Origin of the sequence: Pseudomonas sp. NPDC090592 (assembly GCF_044769185.1) — a bacterium.
Lineage (GTDB): Bacteria > Pseudomonadota > Gammaproteobacteria > Pseudomonadales > Pseudomonadaceae > Aquipseudomonas.
In genome coordinates this window covers 1-17,205 of record NZ_JBIVXJ010000033.1, presented here as the reverse complement: position 1 = coordinate 17,205, position 17,205 = coordinate 1, and the positions used below count along the sequence as shown (strand labels likewise).

The window sequence follows — 17,205 nt, the reverse complement described above, 5'->3', positions numbered from 1 at the left end:
ACTGGCACAAGATTGTTGCAGACCTCGTTTTGCCTGCCTGCCTGTTACCGGGTGGGTCGGCATCTTGCGTGCCGAAGAAACATTCAAGGTAGGAACTGGAAGTGCTTGGCCGGGGTGGCGAGCACCTCTTCAAGCTTAATCTTTTGCAGGAACTTACAATGAAACTGACAACAACTGTTCCGCTCAAGCCCAGCCATTGGATGACCTCCGCCGATTTGCTGGAAAGTGCCACGACGCCCCTGCAGGGGGTACAAGCGGCGGATGTGGTGATCGTCGGTGGTGGCTTCGTCGGACTGTGGACGGCCATGACGATCAAGGAGTTGGAGCCTGAAGCTCGCGTGCTTGTGCTCGAACAGCATATCTGCGGAGGTGGCGCTTCCGGCCGCAATGGCGGTTTTGTGATGTCCTGGTGGCCGAAAATCGGTTCGCTCACGGCGTTCAGCTCCACCGAACAAGCGCTGTTTCTGGCCTACGCTGCCGAAGAGGCCATCAACGAACTCGGTACCTTTTGTGAGCGCCACGGTATCGACGCGCACTTTCGCCAGAGCGGCTGGTTGTGGACAGCGACAACACGGCAGCACCTGGACAGCTGGAACGGTACGCTGGCGGCCTGTGCCAAGCTTGGGGTAGAACCGTTCGAGCGCCTGGATGCACGTGAAGTCGCCCGCCGCACCGGGTCGTCCGTACACCTGGGAGGTGTATTCGAACGCAGCATCGCTACGGTACAGCCGGCGCTGCTGGTAAAAGGCATGCGTGACGTGGCGCTGAAAATGGGCGTGCTGATCCACGAGCATACGCCTGTGCAGGACATACAGCCGGGCGGGCCGGCTACTGTCACCACGCGTCACGGGCAAGTGCGAGCCAAATCCGTCGTGCTGGCGATCAACGCCTGGGCTGCGGCGGTACCGGCTCTGGCCAAACTGATCGTGCCGGTCAACAGCTCGATTGTAGCCACCGAGCGTATGCCAGAGCGCCTGGCAAAAATCGGCTGGACGGGGGGGGAGGCGATCACTGACTCGCAGTTGCTGGTGGATTACTACCGCACGACCCAGGATGGCCGTATTTGCTTTGGCAAAGGCACCGGAGCCATCAGTTACGGTTCGCGGATAGACGGTGTGTTCAGCGAACACCGTCAGAGTATCGCCCTGACGGAAGCGGATTTGCGCCGAACCTATCCAATGATCGGCGATGCGCAGATCCAGGCGGGATGGTCGGGGCCCATAGACCGAACTTACGACAGCCTGCCGGTATTCGGACAGCTTAACGGGCATGCGAATGTGCATTACGGAATCGGTTGGAGCGGCAACGGCGTAGGCCCGAGTCGCCTGGGCGGGCGGGTGCTGGCAAGCCTGGCCTTGGGGCGTGACGATGCCTGGAGCCGCTGTGCATTGGTCGGCCGTAATTGCCGGAGCTTTCCGCCGGAACCCCTACGGTACCTGGGTGGAAATCTGGTGCGCAATGCCGTGCTGCGCAAGGAACGAGATGAATTGGCCGGGCAGCCTTCTGCAATGTTGGACCGCTACCTGGCACGCTTCGCCCCTTCGGGCCTGGAAGACAAGAACTGAGGATATTTGACGATGACCATGACCAAGATCTGTACGCGAGATCCACTGAGTTTTGGCGATGCCGTGCGGCTGGGCTCTGAAGTGGAAGAGCCCGTTGCGCAGGCACGCCTGGCGGCGAACCAGGTATTGACCGATGGCCGAGGCGAGGCCGGTGTCTGGGAATGCACCCCGGGCCGTTTCCAGCGGCAGGTCATGCAGGCTGAATACAGCTATATCATCTCAGGGGAGGGCAGCTTCACGGCCCAGGGCGGGCAGACCGTCGACTTCGCGGCGGGCGATGTGTTGTATTTCAGCGCCAATACCCACGGTACCTGGGATATCCGCAGCACGGTACGCAAGACGTATATCATCCTGGCTTGATCGATTGCAGTGGAGTGCTTGCAGTGGCCCAACGTATCCGTGACCTGATCGCCCTACCCGAATTGCGTTCGCGAATCATCGCCGGGCACCGAGGTCAGGATCGTCTGGTGCGTTGGGCGCACGCCTTCGAGCTTGCCGATCCTGGCGAGTGGCTGGGCAGTGGTGATGTGCTGATGACTACAGGTCTGGGAATACCGCGTCAGCCTGGTCAGCAGCGTGAATATCTCACGCGCCTGGCGGAGTGTGGGCTTGCGGGCATCATGATCGGTGAGAACATGCAAGCGCCCGCCGACATCAGCGGTTTGACCGCCTGTGGGGATGCATTGGGGTTCCCGGTCATCATGACTGACTATGAAGTGCCATTCGCGGCGGTGACGCGCGCCATCATCGATGCCAACCAGCAGGAGGAATATGCCAGGCGCACGACCCTGGCCAACGTTTACGAGAGTGCGCGTCTTGGGATGCAGGGGCTGGGGTTGCCTGCAACACTTGCCAGGCTGGCGGGTGATATCCAGTGCGAGCTGTATCTTGTTGGATGTGAAGACCTCGAGCCTTGGGCGGACGCACTTCCGGCGTTGCCTGAAAGCCTGCGCAGCGCTTTGGCGCTGGGGCGCAGTCGCAGTAAGGCCCAACAGTCGATCGTTCGCCGCCATCAGGCGAACAAGGGCGAGTTCCATAGCATCGAATTGTCCAATCAGCAAGGCTGCCTGCTGGTCATCGTGGGGGACCGCTTGCCCGACTATGGGCTGCTCCATCACCTGACGGTGGTGCTGGCACTTGAAACGCAGCGAGTGCAGGCCGAGCTGGAGCGGCATCTGCGCCTGGGGTCGGAGCTGCTCGATGACCTGATACAGCGGCGCTTGCAAACCGCTGACGCTGAAGCCCGGTTGCAGGATTTCCTACCGGGGACTTCGCTGGTCAATGCGGTCATCTCCGTAGCCCGGCTCGATGGCGAAGCCGCTACCCGTATCGATGCCAGGCTGCGCAAGATGGATATCGGCGCGCTCGTGCGCCGGCAGGCGGACCAACTGCTGCTGTTGCACAATCAATCGTTGCTTGCCGAGTACGCTCAGCAATTGGGCGTGTCGTTGGGCGCCAGCGCAGCGCTCCAGACGCCGTACAGGGCCCCCGATGCACTGCGCGAGGCCTGGGTGGCCCATGCTCATACCCATCGAAGAAGATCGCTGTGCCTGTATGCCGAGCTGGAAACCGATACCCCCTGGATGCCGCGAACGCCCGATGAAGCGGCGCGTGCATTCAACCATGTGTTGGGTGCGGTATATCAGTACGACAAAAGTAACAACACTGCGCTGATCACCAGTTTGAAGGTGCTGCTCGAAGAGAACCGCTCATGGTTGAAGGCCGCCAACCGCTTGCATGTGCATAAGCAGACCCTGGTCTACCGGATTCGTCGTGTCGAGGAGATAAGCGGGCGGTCGCTGGATTCGACTGCCGACGTGGCAGCGCTGTGGTTCGCGCTGCAGAGTGCGTGGGCCGTCGAGGATGGCGAACAACACTGAGGCAATGGCTATCGTGGCGATCCGATGCGTAAGGCAACTTGAGCAGTTTTTAGAATGCGCATGAATTTATTTCTGCAAGTTCAGCCAGTTAGATTGGGCATGATGTACGCTCTCGAATCCAACGGGTCTTCTGTATGTCAATCGCCGATCGCTATGGCCTTGTGCTTTCCACCTCATCACAAGCAGCCGCTGAGCGCTATCAAACGGGCGTAGATCTAATGCTTGCTGCCTGGCCGGGGGCGAATGAGGCATTGGAGGCTGCGCTCACCGAAGACCCTTCCTTTGCGCTTGCTCATGCAGCACGAGCCCGGCTCCATGCCATGCGTGGTCAAATCGAACACGCCAAGGGCAGTATCGAGTTGGCCCGGCAATGGGTGGTCAAGGTGGGCAATGAGCGGGAGCGAAGCCACGTCCATGTGCTTTCACTGGCCATCGGCGGGCAATCAGCCCAAGCCCTTGATTGTGCGCTGGCGCATGTAGAACGCTGGCCCACGGATGTAATCATCTTCTCGCTTCCGTTGGGGGCTTTTGGCCTTTTCGCGTTCTCGGGCAGGGATGATCACGACCAGGCACGTGTGACACTCTGTGAGCGTCATGCCAGGCATTTTTCGCATGATGACTGGTGGTTCACCGGGTATCGCGGATGGGCGCATGGCGAAAATGGCAACCTTATGCGCGCACGTGAGCTGACCGAGCGTTCGCTTCAGTTACGGATAAAAAACGCCAATGCGTTTCATGCCCACGTCCATGTGTTGCATGAGTCCGGTCTTCACGCTGACATCACACAAGCCATCGACGGTTGGCTACCGGAGTACGACCGCGCTGGCGTGCTGCATGGCCACATTGCCTGGCACGCAGCCCTTGGGGCGTTGGCGCAAGGCAGGCATGAGCAGGCACTGAGTATCTATTCGAACAGCGTTGCCCCTGATGTCTCCGCTGGCGTACCGTTGAATATCATCACCGACGGCGCATCGTTACTCTGGCGCTTGTCGCTTGGCGGTATCGATCACCCCCGCACGCTTTGGACTGAATTGGCAGCGTATGCGCAGCCATACTTTCAGGGCGCAGGCTTCGCCTTCGCCGACTTGCACATGGCGATACTGTCGGCTGCCACCGGCGATCGAGCGGCGGTTGAACAGCGTATTGCTGCCCTCGATGAGCAGTTACTGCGTGGGAGCCTTGCAGCAGGTCGGGTCGCACCAGAACTCTGTCGTGCAATGCTGGCGTTCGCCGAAGGCCGGTACGAAACGTGCTTTCGCACACTGCAGGGGGTTGCCAATGACGTGGTCAGGATAGGCGGGAGCGGTGCGCAACGGGAAATTGTTCAGCAAACCTTGATTGAGTCGCTTCGCCGCACTACGGATCCAGCCGTACACGCCCGCGCCTGAGGGGGTATCGTTTTGAATGAGTGCCTGCCCCTGTGGTGCAGAGCAGGCTCCCGCTTAGCAAGCCGCTACCGTCATGGCGGTTTGACCCAAGGGGTTGGGCTGGCAGGACAGCCCTCGGCCAATCGGGTAATAGCTGAACCCGTACCTGGCCATGCGCTCGGGGTCATACAGGTTGCGACCATCGAACACCACCGGCGTTTTCAGTTGCCGCTTTATGAGTTCAAAGTCCGGGGCTTTGAATTGCTGCCACTCCGTGCACACGATCAATGCATCGGCTCCGCTCAGCGTGGCCTCAGGCGTGCCCATCAAGGTCAAACGCTGACTGTGGCCGTAGATACGCTGCGTTTCGTACATTGCTTCGGGGTCATACGCCAGGACACGTGCGCCGTGCTCCCAAAGTGCTTCCATCAGCTCGCGGCTGGGGGCGTCACGCATGTCGTCGGTATTGGGTTTGAATGCCAGCCCCCACAGCGCGAATGTCCTGCCTTGCAGGTTGCCGCCATAATAGGACTGGACCCGTTCAAAAAGCTTGCTCTTCTGCCGCTGATTGATCGCTTCAACGGCCTTTAGCAAATCGCTGGAGCATTGCACCTGCTCAGCACTGTGGATCAATGCACGCATATCCTTGGGGAAACATGACCCGCCATAGCCGCAGCCAGGATAAATGAAATGGTAGCCAATCCGGGGGTCTGCGCCGATACCCAGCCGAACGGCCTCGATGTCGGCTCCCAGGTGCTCGGCAAGCTCAGCAATCTGGTTGATGAAACTGATTTTCGTTGCAAGCATGCCGTTGGCCGCGTACTTGGTGAGTTCAGCGCTGCGCAACCCCATGAACAACATGCGGTCGTGATTTCGGTTGAAGGGTTCATAGAGTTCGCGCAGCACATGGCGAACCTCCTCAACGTCGCTTCCCACCACGATCCGGTCGGGGCGCCGGCAATCGGCCAATGCGGCACCTTCTTTAAGGAATTCCGGATTGGACGCAATTTCAAAATCCAGGTTGCGATCGTTTGCTTGCAACTGCCGTGTTATGTGAGCACGCAGACGGTCGCCGGTGCCGACCGGGACTGTTGACTTCTCCACAATGATGACGGGATCCACGCGATAGTCTGCGATCTGAGTGCCGACCGCGAACACCGCTGACAGGTCCGCGGCTCCACTTTCCGAGGGAGGTGTGCCGACAGCGATAAATTGCACGCGGCCATGTTCCACGGCCAGTCGGGCGTCAGTGGTAAACCTCAATCGCCCGCTATCCAGCCCGTCGCGCAGCAACTCATCCAACCCAGGTTCGTAGATGGTCGCGATGCCTCTGGACAACTGATCGATCTTGCGTCCATCGATATCCATGCAAACGACGTCATGACCGACCTCGGCCAGCACACTGGCCTGGACCAGGCCAACGTAGCCACTGCCAAATACAGTGATTTTCATAGTGTGATCCTTATCAATATTCTGATGCGCTTCGCTGCGGACGGCGGCTGTTGATGACCCACACACCCGTCACCACAAGGCAAACCCCGAGCGACTTGGTGGTGGTCAGTGGCTCACCAGAGTCGGTGAGGGTGGCGGCCAGCGCGTAAACCAATATGTAACTGATGCTGAGTAAGCTGTAGGCCCTTGCCAGCGGTAGATACTTGAGTGCTGATAGCCAGCACAGCATCGATGCGACATAGGCCAGTACGGCTGTGCTCAGCACCGCCAGCGCTGCCCAGGACAGTTCAGCGCTGAGCCACAGAGGCGGTGGGGGAAGGCGGCTCATTGCCCAGCGGATGCCCAGTTGCGCGGCGCTGACCAGCACCACGCTGGCTCCGGCAGGTAACCACCCCGCATAGCTGTTCATAGACCGGAACCCAGCAGGCAGACACCCACCACAATCAGGCCAAGCCCGAGCAGATGACGCGTGTCTACTGCTTCGCCAAACAGCAACCGGCTGGCAATGGTGATGAGCACGAAATTAAGGCTGAGCATGGGGTAGGCGATGCCGACATCCATGCGTTGCAGCACCAACATCCAGCAGAGCAGCCCGCAACCCAGGCTGGCGGCCGCCACCCATGGCCATGCACAACGAATGCGCAGCCACCCGCTGGCTTTCGCTGGCTGCCCTTGCCAGTGTTGCACTGTCAGTTTTTGCGCGATCTGGCCAAGACAGGTGAGCGCCAGCGTTGCCAGTACCAAGGCTACGTTCATGGCAGGACCTGCGGCAGGATGACCAGGGTAAGACGCCCGGAGGTATAGCGTTGACCCTCCGTGGGAAGCAGGTCCAGTTGATGTTGGTCACGCTCGCTCTTTATTCGCAGCAACACGCCCACGGGGCCGTCGATACGAGCGCGCGCCAGCCAGTCCTGGATCTGATCTGCAGAGATGCTCCGCTGGCTGGCCTCGGGATAGGACAAGCCGTACTTGAGCTCGCCCTGAGTGTCGTAGAGCGTGACCTGGGGTGTTTTCAGGCGCCAGGCGAGGGCTGAGGCAACCCCAAGATCATTGCTGACCAGATGCCGGACTTTCGCCAGTTCGGGTATCTGACTGGCGATGAAAGTATCGGGTGTCTTGCTCTGTACAACGGTGTGAGGCATGGCCGCCGGGAGGAACGCAATCAGCATCCAGATTGCCATGAGTGGTGCGTGCCAGTACTGGACAGGTCGAACCCATGCCGCTAACGCTGCGAAACCCCAGGTAGCGATCACAATCCAGACCAAGGTCAGATGGAATGCGTCATTGACATAAACAGGCCGGTGCAATTGCATGAAAGCAAGCGATACGCCCGCTCCCAAGGCAACCAGGGCATTGAGCACGGCGTTCAGGCGCAGCCCGTTGCTACGTTGCAATTGCAAGCGCTGTGCGAGGAAATGCCCCATGACCAGCGCCAGCGGCATCAGGCAAGGCATGATGTAAGTCGGGAGCTTGCCCCGGCAAAGGCTGAAGAAGATCAGTGGCATCACGAACCACATGATGCAAAATGCAATAGCGGGTTGACCGCGTTCGTGCCATGCCTGGCGCAAGGTGCTCGGTATCAGCCCCGCCCAGGGCAAGGTCGCGACGACGAGTAATGGCAGATAAAACCACCATGCCTGCGCGTGTTGTGCATCTTCCCCGGCAAAGCGGCGGACGTGTTCGTGCCAGAAGAAAAATCGCCAGTAGTCTGGCTCGTGGTGGTGAACGGCCAGCACCCAGGGAAGCGTGATCAGCAAGGCTCCCACTATTGCCAGAGGTCCGTGAATCAGCAGAGCTTTCACACGTTTTTGCCATGCGGCATAGGGCACCGCGATCAACACTGGCAAAAGCAGCGCGAGAAAACCTTTGGTCAAGAAGCCCATTGCACAGGCGAAGCCAAGCAGTAGCCAATAGCCCAGCCTTATGGCCCTGGCACCGCGTTCAAGCGCATTCCACAGTGCAAACACACTGAGGTTCACCCACAGGGTGAATTGGGGATCCAGATTGCTGTACCCGGCTTGCCCGGCAATCAGCCCGAAGCTTGCGTACAGTAATGCCGCTAGTGCACTCGACCTGGAGTTGCCCCACCATTGTCGTGCAAGCAGGTAGACCAGCAAGGTACTCAATGCTGTTGCTACCAGCGAAGCGATTCGCACACCAAAGAGATTGTCGCCGAAGATCGCCTGGCCGAGCGCGATCATCCAGTAGCCGGCGATAGGTTTTTCAAAATAACGCAAGCCCAGGAAGTGAGGCGAAATCCAGTCACCATCCAGGAGCATCGCTTGACTGATCTGCGCATAGCGGGTTTCGTCTGGAATCCAAAGGCCGTGATTGGTCAAAGGGATCAGGTAAAAAATGGCGAAGACGATGATGCCTAGCGACCATGTGCGGATCTGGCTCATGGTTGACGAACTCCCAGCCATCCTTGGCGCCCCTTGACGCGCCCGCGGACCACCTGCGCGCAGGGCAAGCTGCCACTGGACTCGCTCAGCATTTCGCCAAGTGGGCGAAAGCCAATGCCTTGCTGCTTCACACGTTGCAGCAGCTCCCGGAATTTGGGGGCCAGGCGCATGCCTTCCACTTCCGCGTGAATGGTGTAGATGTTGCCAGGGCCACACGCCATTCGTTTCAGCACCAGATCATGGAAGGTGTCGACCGACAGCGCGGGGCTGACGACTTCATCGAACGTCGGCAGGTTTACCGGGACCTGAGGCGTGCCGTCACGGCCATCGCTTAGCCGGGGATGGAACGCGCCATGCCCTCGACAATCGCTGTTGTAATGAAACCCGAATGCTTCTTTGGCTTCGATCACACGCGTGTCGGCCCGCCACCCGGCGGCAGCCGAACATCTGACAGGCTGCCCCAGAATGTCCGACAGGCAGTCATGCCCCTTGCGGATCTGTTCATGCAGCTGGGCGGGTGACCACTGATGGGCATGTGCCTGCCAGCCATGATGATCCCAGGCGTGCAGCCCGATTTCATGCCCGGCTGCCTGGGCGCGACGCATCAAAGGTCCAAGTTCGCGGCCGATCGGCTTGCCTGGCCAGGCAGTGCCGGCGAGCAGGATATCCCACCCGTAGAGGCTGGCCGCCTGTGACCGCATCATCTTCCAAAGGAATGCCGGCTGCGCCAGACGCCACAGGTGCCGGCCCATGTTGTCCGGCCCGACGCTGAAAAAGAACGTTGCCTTGATATCGGCTTCTTCCAGAAGGTCTATTAGCCGGGGCACCCCTTCGCGAGTGCCGCGAAAGGTGTCTACGTCTATACGCAACCCTGCCGAGATCACGAGCGCACCTCAAGTTCGCGCAACGCTTCGTGCAGGAAGAAGTCCAGGGTTTTAGCGATGGTTTGGCGCCACTCGATCGTTGGCGTCCAGCCGATCAGACGCCGGGCGTTTTCGATGCTGGGCGTGCGGTGGGTGACATCCTGATAGCCATTGCCGTAGAACGTCCGGCTTTCCACGTCATGAAAACCGGCAAAAGGCGGGAAATGCTGACGCAGTGGGTGGGCCTCGAATTGCTGTAGCAGCTCATGTGCCAGCTCTCTGATACTGGCCTCGTTGGCCGGGTTGCCAATGTTGATGATCTGACCGCTGCAGCGCTGGCCGGGGTTATCGATAATGCGGGCGAGTGCCTCGATGCCGTCGTCGACGTCGGTGAAGCAGCGTTTCTGAGCACCACCGTCGACCAGCCTGATGGGCGTACCTTCGACCAGGTGCAGGATCAGCTGGGTGATCGCACGGGAGCTGCCGATTCGTGCCGAGTCGAGCCGGTCCAGGCGTGGCCCCATCCAGTTGAATGGGCGGAACAGGGTGAAGTCCAGGCCCTGGTGACCATACGCCCAGATGACGCGGTCGAGCAGTTGTTTTGACGCCGAGTAGATCCAGCGTTGTTTGTTGATCGGTCCAACAACCAGGTTGGAACTGTCTTCGTCGAAGCTTGCGTCCTGACACATCCCATAGACTTCCGAGGTCGATGGGAAAATAACGCGTTTGCCGTATTTCACACAGTACCGCACGATCCGCAGGTTTTCTTCGAAGTCCAGCTCGAATACCTTCAGTGGGTTACGGGTGTATTCAATGGGCGTTGCAATGGCCACCAGCGGCAATATCACGTCGCATTTCTTGATGTGGTATTCCAGCCATTCGGAATGAATGCTGATATCACCCTCGACAAAATTGAAGCGGGGATGCTCGATCAGCCGCGCGATGGCATCTGAGCCGATGTCCATGCCATGAATTTCGTATTGGTCATCGCCGAGGAGGCGCTCGGAAAGGTGATTGCCGATAAAACCGTTAACGCCGAGGATCAACACCCGCGTCCGGCGCTTGACGCTCCTCTGAATGCTGCGCACCACTGAACCTTCGACCAAACCGAGCTCCGCCGCCAGGCGTGCGCCGGTCAGGTAGAGCCCGTTGTCATCACATTGGCCCTGGCGCACTGTCAACGCGCCTTCGCCGCAGGCGATGCACAGAGGGTCGATGGACAGTACCGTGCCCGGAGCCTGTCCTGAGTGATTGTCCGCAACCTCTGCATTCCAGATGATCAGCTTGCGCTCGCCCAGCATGCAAAAGGCGCCTGGGTAAGGGTGCGTGACCGCCCGAATCAGGTTGCGCAGCTCATGTGCGGTTCTGCACCAGTCAATCAAGCCATCGGCGGCACTACGGCGACCGAAGTAGCTTGCCTTGGTTTCATCTTGCGCAACTTCAGGCAGCTGATTGGCCAGCAACGGCGGCAAGCTGTCTCTAAGCAGGTTCACAGCCGCGGCTTTAAGCTTATGGTGCAGCGACAGCGCAGTGTCTGCGGGTTCGATCGGAACCGGACATTGAGCGAGAATCGGCCCGGCATCCGGGCGTTCGACCATGCGGTGCAAGGTAACGCCAGTTTCGCTTTCGCCGTTGACCAGAACCCAGTTGGCCGGAGCCCGGCCGCGGTAACGCGGCAGCAGTGAACCATGCAAGTTGTAGGCGCCGCGACTGGCGCAGGCGAGCAGGTCTGTTCCCAGCAGGTTGCGGTAGTAGAACGAGAACAGCAGGTCGGGTTTCATCGCACGAATACGTTCGACCCACAATGGGTGATTCGCATCGTCTGGCGCGTACACGCGGATATCGCGCTCAGCGCACAGACGGGCGACAGATGCATAGAACACGTTTTCCTGAGGGGCGTCGGTGTGGGTGAAGACGGCGGCAATTTCAATGCCTGCTTCGAGCAAGGCTTCGATACCGGCGCAGCCAATATCGTGGTAGGCGAAAACAACGGCTTTACGTGACATGTGATCAGGATTCCAGTGCAGAACGGTGTGCGATGAGTCGTGGCGTGGCGGTCGAGGCGTTGCCCAACGGTGCGCGATGAATGCTTTCGATAAAGAAGCGAGGCCTTGCGCGTACATCGTTGTAGGTGCGCCCCAGGTATTCCCCCAGCAGGCCCATGCCAAGCAATTGCACGCCACTGAACATGAACAGCACGGCGAAGAGCACGAACATCCCGTTGCCTGCCCATGCCGCGCCCAATGCGAGGCGCATGATCATGAGCAGCACGGCAAACAGAAAACCTGCGCTTGCAAGTGCAGCGCCGGCGATGCTCAACAGGCGAAGAGGGGTGGTGGTCATGCAGGTGATCAGATCGAACATCAGGTTGATCAAGCGCATGGGGCTGTACTTCGATTCACCGTGTTCACGCTCTGCGTGAGCCACGTTGATTTCACAGGTATGCCGGGAAAAACTGTTGGCGAGAATAGGGATGAACGTGCTGCGTTCGCGGCAGGCGAGCATGGCGTCGACAATGTGCCGTCGGTAAGCACGCAACATGCAGCCATAATCGTTCATGGCCACACCGGTCGAGCGCTTGACTGCCCAGTTGATCACGCGCGACGGCCAGCGTCGCCAAGCGGAGTCCTGGCGACGCTCGCGCACTGTTCCGACCACGTCGTAGCCCAATGCCGCCTGCCTTGCCAGGCGAGGAATTTCCTCCGGAGGATTTTGCAGGTCAGCATCCAGCGTGATGACCACATCGCCCTGGGCGTGCTCAAAGCCAGCAAGAATGGCCGCGTGTTGGCCATAGTTGCGGTTGAGCATGACTGCCACCACATGACTGCCTGGCGCCAGGGCAGCTTCTTTGAGCAATGCAGGGGAGCGGTCGCGACTGCCGTCGTCCACCAGAATGATTTCATACGGCTGTGGCAGTTGGCTGCACGCGGTTTCGGTGCGCATGAGCAGCTCGGCCAGGCTCGCTTCCTCGTTGTAGACCGGGATGATCACGGACACAAGGTTTACGGGATAAGGTTTCAACACTTGGCCTCCAGTACATCTTCAACGGCACTGACTACGCGGTCGACGTCGCTTTCTCGCATGTCAGGAAAAAGCGGCAGTGAACACAGCCGCGATGAATTCCACTCGCTGTTGGGCAGGTTTGGCTGATTCCCCTGGTCTGCGTAGAAGCGATGCAAGTGGGTGGCGATGAAGTGAATGCCGGTACCGATGCCTCTGTCCTTGAGCGCTTCCATGAAAGCGTCCCTGCTGAGCCCGCATCGGGTCTGGTCGATACGTACGATGAGCAAGTGCCAGGCATGTCGCTGTTCGTGATGTGGCAGGTGCAGCGGATCGAGCGGGAGATGCGACAATTTTTCCAGATAGCGCATGGCCAGGCTTTCCCGCCGTGAGCGCAAGGTTTCCAAGCGCTGTAGTTGCACCAGGGCGATTGCGGCGTTCATGTCAGGGAGGTTGTATTTGAAACCTGGCTCGATCACTTCGGCCTGCGGCCGCCTTCCCAGATTCAAGCGGTCAAACGCGTCGACGCCTAGTCCATGGAATTTGAGTCGTCGCGCCCGCTCGGCCAGCGCGTCGTCATCGGTGACGAGTACGGCGCCTTCGGCACAGGTAAGGTTCTTGATCGCGTGGAATGAGAAAATAGCGGTACCGGTTTGGCCTACCGGCGCACCGCGATAGCGGGTGCCCACTGCATGAGCAGCGTCCTCGATAAGCCTGATGCCATGCTTTTGCGCCAATGCCCGTAAGGGCGGGAGATCGAGAGAGGCGCCCGCGTAATGCACCGGAATGATCGCGCGAGTTCGCGGGGTGATTGCCGCTTCTACCTGTTCTGCCGTGCACATCAGCGTGTCGCGGTCCACATCGATGAAGACGGGTTTTGCCCCGAGCAAGGTAATGATGTTGGCGGTGGAGACCCACGTCAGGGAGGGTGTGATGATTTCATCGCCCGGCCCGATGCCAAGGGCCAAAAGCGTGACGTGCAGGGCGCCGGTAGCTGACGACATGGCTACCGCGTGACGACAGCCTATGTATGCAGCGAAGCATTGTTCGAGCTCATGATTTTTGGGACCGGTGGTTATCCAGCCTGAGCGCAGGACTGCTTCAACGGCCGCGATTTCTTCTTCGCCGATACTGGGTCGGGAAAAAGGCAGGAATTGTTCGGTCATGGAGACCTCGGGAGGGAAGGGTAACTATAGGAAGCGGGGTGCAACGAGGAACGAGGCGGAGATTAGGCGGGTGTTGTCGAGAATCGTTTAACGAATTATCAAGAAGTCATCAAACAGTAAGGGACCGCGTTCCGAGAATTTGGAAGGCGCTGTGTGGTGCTCGCAGGGGGCGTAGTTCAGGGGGTGGCAGGACTGATCAACAAGACGAGCATGCTGAATGCGTTGTAGCAGGTTCAAGGCCCAACGAGGATCTTGCGGCCTGCCCATCAGCGAGGCGCGTTCGGTTCGGTGATATCGCCCTGACTGGCCTGCCACAGGCGGGGGTGGCAAGGTCAGTCATGGTCAGTGTCGTTCAGCTTTCCTTGCCGGCGCGAAGTTGGCCCCAACGCAGGTTAACGTTCACACCAATGCTCAGGAAAGGTTCGGGCGGGTTGCGATTCGGGCCATCGGAGTCAAGTAGGAAGTCGATCAGCTCGTTCCGGTCACCCGCCAGCCAATCGGCAAGCAGTGTGCCGGTTGCCGTTCCGCGGGTGATCCCCAGGCCGTTGCAGCACAGCGCGGCATGAATGTTCGGTGCCAGGCTACCGAAGTGGGACAGGTGGTTGCGCGACAAGCACATGGAGCCTCCCCAGGTGTACTCGAAAGGCATTCCGGATAGCATTGGGAATCGGCGTTCGAACGAGGCGCGGTGCTGGCGCTGTGCCCGGTCCAGGTAGCGCTGATGGGCGCGGCCATCGGCGTTGAAGCTGAAGCTGTTACGCACCAGAAGACGCTGATCAGGCGTGCGGCGCAAGGTACTCCCGAATGGGTCGGCCGGAATGATACCCCAGGTTTCTTTGCCCCCAAGGCGAGCCTGCTCTTGCTCGGTCAACGGGCGGGTCATGCTGGCGTAGGTGAAGACCGGCAGCAGTCGGCCGGTGAGGAAGCCGAAATGACTGGCAAACGCGTTGTTGGTCAGTAACAGCTGCTCGGCAACAATCTCGCCACCTGCGTGCTTGAGGACGGTGCGCTGTCCTTGCTCGAGGTGGGTGACGACCGTGTTTTCAAACAGCGTGACGTTCTTCGGCAGGCTTTCGGCCAGCCCCATGGCCAAGGCGGAGGGTTGCAGCAGCAGGGTCCCGGGGGTATAGAGCGCCTTGCGGTAGAAGGCGGTGCCGAGGTGATCCTGGACATCACGTCCTTCGAACACCTCATAGGGTTGCCCAAGCTTGTCCAGGCCGCTGCGATAAGCTTCCAGTACCGCCAGTCCCTTGGGTTCGACTGCTGCCTGATATTTGCCATCCGGGCGTAGTTGGCAGTCGATGCCGTGCTCGGCGACCAACTGTTTGATGATGGCTTGGGCGTGCAGGTTGAGCTTCAGGTTCATCCGCGCGGTGGGTAAATGGCCGATGTAATCGGCCGCACCGATATCGTGGGGAAGGTCAATGGCGAAGCCAGAGTTGCGGCCGGATGCGCCGAACCCGACTTGCTGGCCTTCCACCAGAATGATGTGATCGTCAGGGTAACGCAGGGCCAGTTGCCTGGCTGCGGCGAGACCGGTGAATCCCGCGCCCAACACCACCCAGCGTGCCTCGCTACGGCCTTTGTGAGCGGGACGTACGCTGCGGGCCGGGCTCAGGTGAAACCAGCCGCAACCGTTATCGTCAGCGGGAGTAGAAGTGTTTCTGTACATGCGCGTCTTCTTGGGGTTGTTTTGGCGCGACTATGTCATTCATGGCAGGCCATAAATATAACGTGCAGGACGGAAAATCTGACGCCTTTCCAGTACGGCGGCAGTGCGACGGAAAGTAATTGCCAATGCGAATTAGTTGCAGATAGGATGCGCGCGCTTCCTCATTCCTCTACTACTTTCGTCTAATCTCAGGGTTCGTCATCGATGCGTCGCACGATCGTTTCGCTGTGCCTGCTTCACGCTACGTCACTATCTGCAATGGCGGCGCAAGCTCCTGCTGCCGCGCCTTCCGGCATCGAGCTCGAGGCGGTGAACATCAATGCCAGTACCCCTGATGACGAGCGTGCCGATGGGCCGGTCGAGGGTTACAAGGCTACTCGCTCGGCCAGCGCTACACGCACCGACACGGCGCTGCATGAAACGCCGCAATCGGTCAGCGTAGTGCCCAAGGATGTGCTGCAAGACACTGGCGCCACGCGCCTGCAGGACGGCCTGGACTACGCCGGCGGTGTCGGCCGCGCCAACAACTTTGGCGGCCAGGGCCTGACCACCTTCACCGTGCGTGGTTTCACCACCGGCGAGTTCTACCGCAACGGTTTCCCGATCAACCGCGGCTACCCCAACGCCCCCGACGCCAATACCGTCGAGCGCCTGGAAGTGATCCGTGGCCCGGCTACCAGCCTGTACGGCCGTGGCGACCCAGGTGGTACGTTCAACGTGGTCAGCAAGCAGCCCCTGCCAGAGTCCAAGGTCACCCTGGGCAGCCAGTTCGATGACCAGGGCATGCACCGCGCCACGCTGGACGCCACTGGCCCACTGAACAGCGACGGCTCGCTGGCCTATCGCCTGAATGTGCTGGGTGAAGGCGGTGAAAGCTTCCGTGATGACGTCGAAAGCGAGCGCTACGATGTTGCGCCAGTGATCAGCTGGCAGGTCAACGACGCCACGAAGGTGATTTTCGAAGGCGACTTCATGCGCAACAACCACCCGCTGGACCGTGGCCTGACCCGTTACGCCACGCAGACCGGCAGTGCCTCGCGCGACACCTACATCTGGGAAAAAGGCAGCGACAACCTGCTGCACAATGACAACAACATGGCCCAGGTACGTTTCGAGCACCTGCTCAACGACAACTGGACACTGGCCGGAGGTTTCCAGTTCCTCGATGGCTCGCTCAAGGGGAACGCTGTCGAAGCCAATGGCGCACCGGTTGATGGCCGCACGCTGCAGCGCAACTTCAACTACCGCAAGCTGGAATGGACCGATCGTGACTGGCAGCTGAACCTGACCGGGCATTTCGATACGGGCGGTTTCAGCCACACCCTGCTGACCGGCGTCGAGTACGAGAACTACGACTACAACTCGATCATTCAGCGCTCCTCGGCCGCCTACCCGATCGACATCTACAACCCTGTACTGGGCCAACCAAGGCCGGCACTGAATGCAATTCCCACCACGTGGGACAAGGAAAACCTGCAAACCTGGGCCTTCTTCATCCAGGACCAGGTAGCCCTGACCGAGCGTCTGAAAGCGTTGGCCGGCGTGCGCTTCGAGCGATTCGAGCATGACTACGACGACAAGCGACCAATAAACCGCGACTTCAGCAAAGGCGAAAATGGTGTTACGCCACGCTTCGGCCTGCTCTACGACCTGACCGATACGGTTGCGGTTTATGCCAACACCGCACGCTCGTTCAAGCCCAACAGCGGCACGCCCTTTGCGGGAGGTGGCTTTGATCCGGAGAAAGGCAAGTCCTACGAACTGGGCGTGAAGTGGGAGCCGCTGGATCGCCAGCTTAGTGTGGATGCAGCGGTGTACCACATCGTCAAGGAAAACGT

General features: G+C 59.6%; 14 protein-coding genes. 5 read left to right on the top strand and 9 right to left on the bottom strand.

Annotated elements, in window-relative coordinates:
• Positions 1 to 158: 158 nt before the first annotated feature.
• The 4 genes from ACIQUI_RS23680 to ACIQUI_RS23665 all read left to right on the top strand — a co-directional run bounded on the left by ACIQUI_RS23680 (position 159) and on the right by ACIQUI_RS23665 (position 4,833).
• Positions 159 to 1,565 (top strand): NAD(P)/FAD-dependent oxidoreductase, encoded by a 1,407-nt coding sequence (locus ACIQUI_RS23680; RefSeq protein ID WP_403203120.1) that lies wholly within the window; start codon positions 159 to 161, stop codon positions 1,563 to 1,565.
• Positions 1,566 to 1,577: 12 nt separating this feature from the next.
• The gene (locus ACIQUI_RS23675) at positions 1,578 to 1,925 is read left to right on the top strand and encodes a cupin domain-containing protein (RefSeq protein ID WP_403203119.1); all 348 of its coding nucleotides are present in this window, start codon (positions 1,578 to 1,580) and stop codon (positions 1,923 to 1,925) included.
• A 23-nt stretch (positions 1,926 to 1,948) separates the two neighbouring features.
• Complete coding sequence (locus ACIQUI_RS23670) at positions 1,949 to 3,445, top strand: PucR family transcriptional regulator (protein WP_403203118.1); 1,497 nt, start codon at positions 1,949 to 1,951, stop codon at positions 3,443 to 3,445.
• A gap of 134 nt (positions 3,446 to 3,579) precedes the next feature.
• On the top strand, positions 3,580 to 4,833 hold the full coding sequence (locus tag ACIQUI_RS23665; protein ID WP_403203117.1) for a tetratricopeptide repeat protein: 1,254 nt from the start codon (positions 3,580 to 3,582) through the stop codon (positions 4,831 to 4,833).
• 54 nt (positions 4,834 to 4,887) lie between these two features.
• Here ACIQUI_RS23665 and ACIQUI_RS23660 read toward each other — a convergent pair whose 3' ends face one another.
• From ACIQUI_RS23660 to ACIQUI_RS23620, 9 genes are all read right to left on the bottom strand, one after another.
• Positions 4,888 to 6,264 carry a UDP-glucose 6-dehydrogenase gene (locus ACIQUI_RS23660; protein WP_403203116.1) on the bottom strand — a complete coding sequence of 459 codons (1,377 nt, stop codon included), beginning with the start codon at positions 6,262 to 6,264 and terminating at the stop codon, positions 4,888 to 4,890.
• A 13-nt stretch (positions 6,265 to 6,277) separates the two neighbouring features.
• Positions 6,278 to 6,673, bottom strand: a complete 396-nt coding sequence (gene arnF, locus ACIQUI_RS23655; RefSeq protein ID WP_403203115.1) for a 4-amino-4-deoxy-L-arabinose-phosphoundecaprenol flippase subunit ArnF — start codon at positions 6,671 to 6,673, stop codon at positions 6,278 to 6,280.
• On the bottom strand, positions 6,670 to 7,020 hold the full coding sequence (locus ACIQUI_RS23650; protein WP_403203114.1) for an EamA family transporter: 351 nt from the start codon (positions 7,018 to 7,020) through the stop codon (positions 6,670 to 6,672). Before ACIQUI_RS23650 ends, arnF begins: the two co-directional genes overlap by 4 nt.
• Positions 7,017 to 8,666, bottom strand: coding sequence for a lipid IV(A) 4-amino-4-deoxy-L-arabinosyltransferase (gene arnT / locus ACIQUI_RS23645; RefSeq protein WP_403203113.1), 1,650 nt, complete (start codon positions 8,664 to 8,666; stop codon positions 7,017 to 7,019). The genes ACIQUI_RS23650 and arnT overlap by 4 nt, the downstream gene beginning before the upstream one ends.
• Positions 8,663 to 9,550: a 4-deoxy-4-formamido-L-arabinose-phosphoundecaprenol deformylase gene (gene arnD / locus ACIQUI_RS23640; RefSeq protein ID WP_403203112.1), complete on the bottom strand. Its 888-nt coding sequence runs from the start codon at positions 9,548 to 9,550 to the stop codon at positions 8,663 to 8,665. The genes arnT and arnD overlap by 4 nt, the downstream gene beginning before the upstream one ends.
• Positions 9,547 to 11,535 (bottom strand): bifunctional UDP-4-amino-4-deoxy-L-arabinose formyltransferase/UDP-glucuronic acid oxidase ArnA, encoded by a 1,989-nt coding sequence (arnA, locus tag ACIQUI_RS23635; protein WP_403203111.1) that lies wholly within the window; start codon positions 11,533 to 11,535, stop codon positions 9,547 to 9,549. The genes arnD and arnA overlap by 4 nt, the downstream gene beginning before the upstream one ends.
• 4 nt (positions 11,536 to 11,539) lie before the next feature.
• A complete protein-coding gene (locus tag ACIQUI_RS23630) occupies positions 11,540 to 12,550 on the bottom strand; it encodes a glycosyltransferase (protein ID WP_403203110.1) in 1,011 nt (336 codons plus the stop codon).
• The gene (gene arnB / locus ACIQUI_RS23625; protein WP_403203109.1) at positions 12,547 to 13,695 is read right to left on the bottom strand and encodes a UDP-4-amino-4-deoxy-L-arabinose aminotransferase; all 1,149 of its coding nucleotides are present in this window, start codon (positions 13,693 to 13,695) and stop codon (positions 12,547 to 12,549) included. The genes ACIQUI_RS23630 and arnB overlap by 4 nt, the downstream gene beginning before the upstream one ends.
• 352 nt (positions 13,696 to 14,047) lie before the next feature.
• Positions 14,048 to 15,367, bottom strand: a complete 1,320-nt coding sequence (locus ACIQUI_RS23620; protein WP_403203108.1) for an NAD(P)/FAD-dependent oxidoreductase — start codon at positions 15,365 to 15,367, stop codon at positions 14,048 to 14,050.
• 204 nt (positions 15,368 to 15,571) lie between these two features.
• Here ACIQUI_RS23620 and ACIQUI_RS23615 point away from each other — a divergent pair.
• The coding region (locus tag ACIQUI_RS23615; RefSeq protein ID WP_403203107.1) for a TonB-dependent siderophore receptor at positions 15,572 to 17,205 on the top strand (1,634 nt) is incomplete at its 3' end.

What these genes read in the sequence shown, in the direction of transcription:
- ACIQUI_RS23680 (WP_403203120.1), top strand. Translation starts at nt 159, where the DNA reads ATGAAACTGACAACAACTGTTCCGCTCAAGCCCAGCCATTGGATGACC.
- ACIQUI_RS23675 (WP_403203119.1), top strand. Translation starts at nt 1,578, where the DNA reads ATGACCATGACCAAGATCTGTACGCGAGATCCACTGAGTTTTGGCGAT.
- ACIQUI_RS23665 (WP_403203117.1), top strand. Translation starts at nt 3,580, where the DNA reads ATGTCAATCGCCGATCGCTATGGCCTTGTGCTTTCCACCTCATCACAA.
- ACIQUI_RS23660 (WP_403203116.1), bottom strand. Translation starts at nt 6,264, where the DNA reads ATGAAAATCACTGTATTTGGCAGTGGCTACGTTGGCCTGGTCCAGGCC.
- arnF (WP_403203115.1), bottom strand. Translation starts at nt 6,673, where the DNA reads ATGAACAGCTATGCGGGGTGGTTACCTGCCGGAGCCAGCGTGGTGCTG.
- ACIQUI_RS23650 (WP_403203114.1), bottom strand. Translation starts at nt 7,020, where the DNA reads ATGAACGTAGCCTTGGTACTGGCAACGCTGGCGCTCACCTGTCTTGGC.
- arnT (WP_403203113.1), bottom strand. Translation starts at nt 8,666, where the DNA reads ATGAGCCAGATCCGCACATGGTCGCTAGGCATCATCGTCTTCGCCATT.
- arnA (WP_403203111.1), bottom strand. Translation starts at nt 11,535, where the DNA reads ATGTCACGTAAAGCCGTTGTTTTCGCCTACCACGATATTGGCTGCGCC.
- arnB (WP_403203109.1), bottom strand. Translation starts at nt 13,695, where the DNA reads ATGACCGAACAATTCCTGCCTTTTTCCCGACCCAGTATCGGCGAAGAA.
- ACIQUI_RS23620 (WP_403203108.1), bottom strand. Translation starts at nt 15,367, where the DNA reads ATGTACAGAAACACTTCTACTCCCGCTGACGATAACGGTTGCGGCTGG.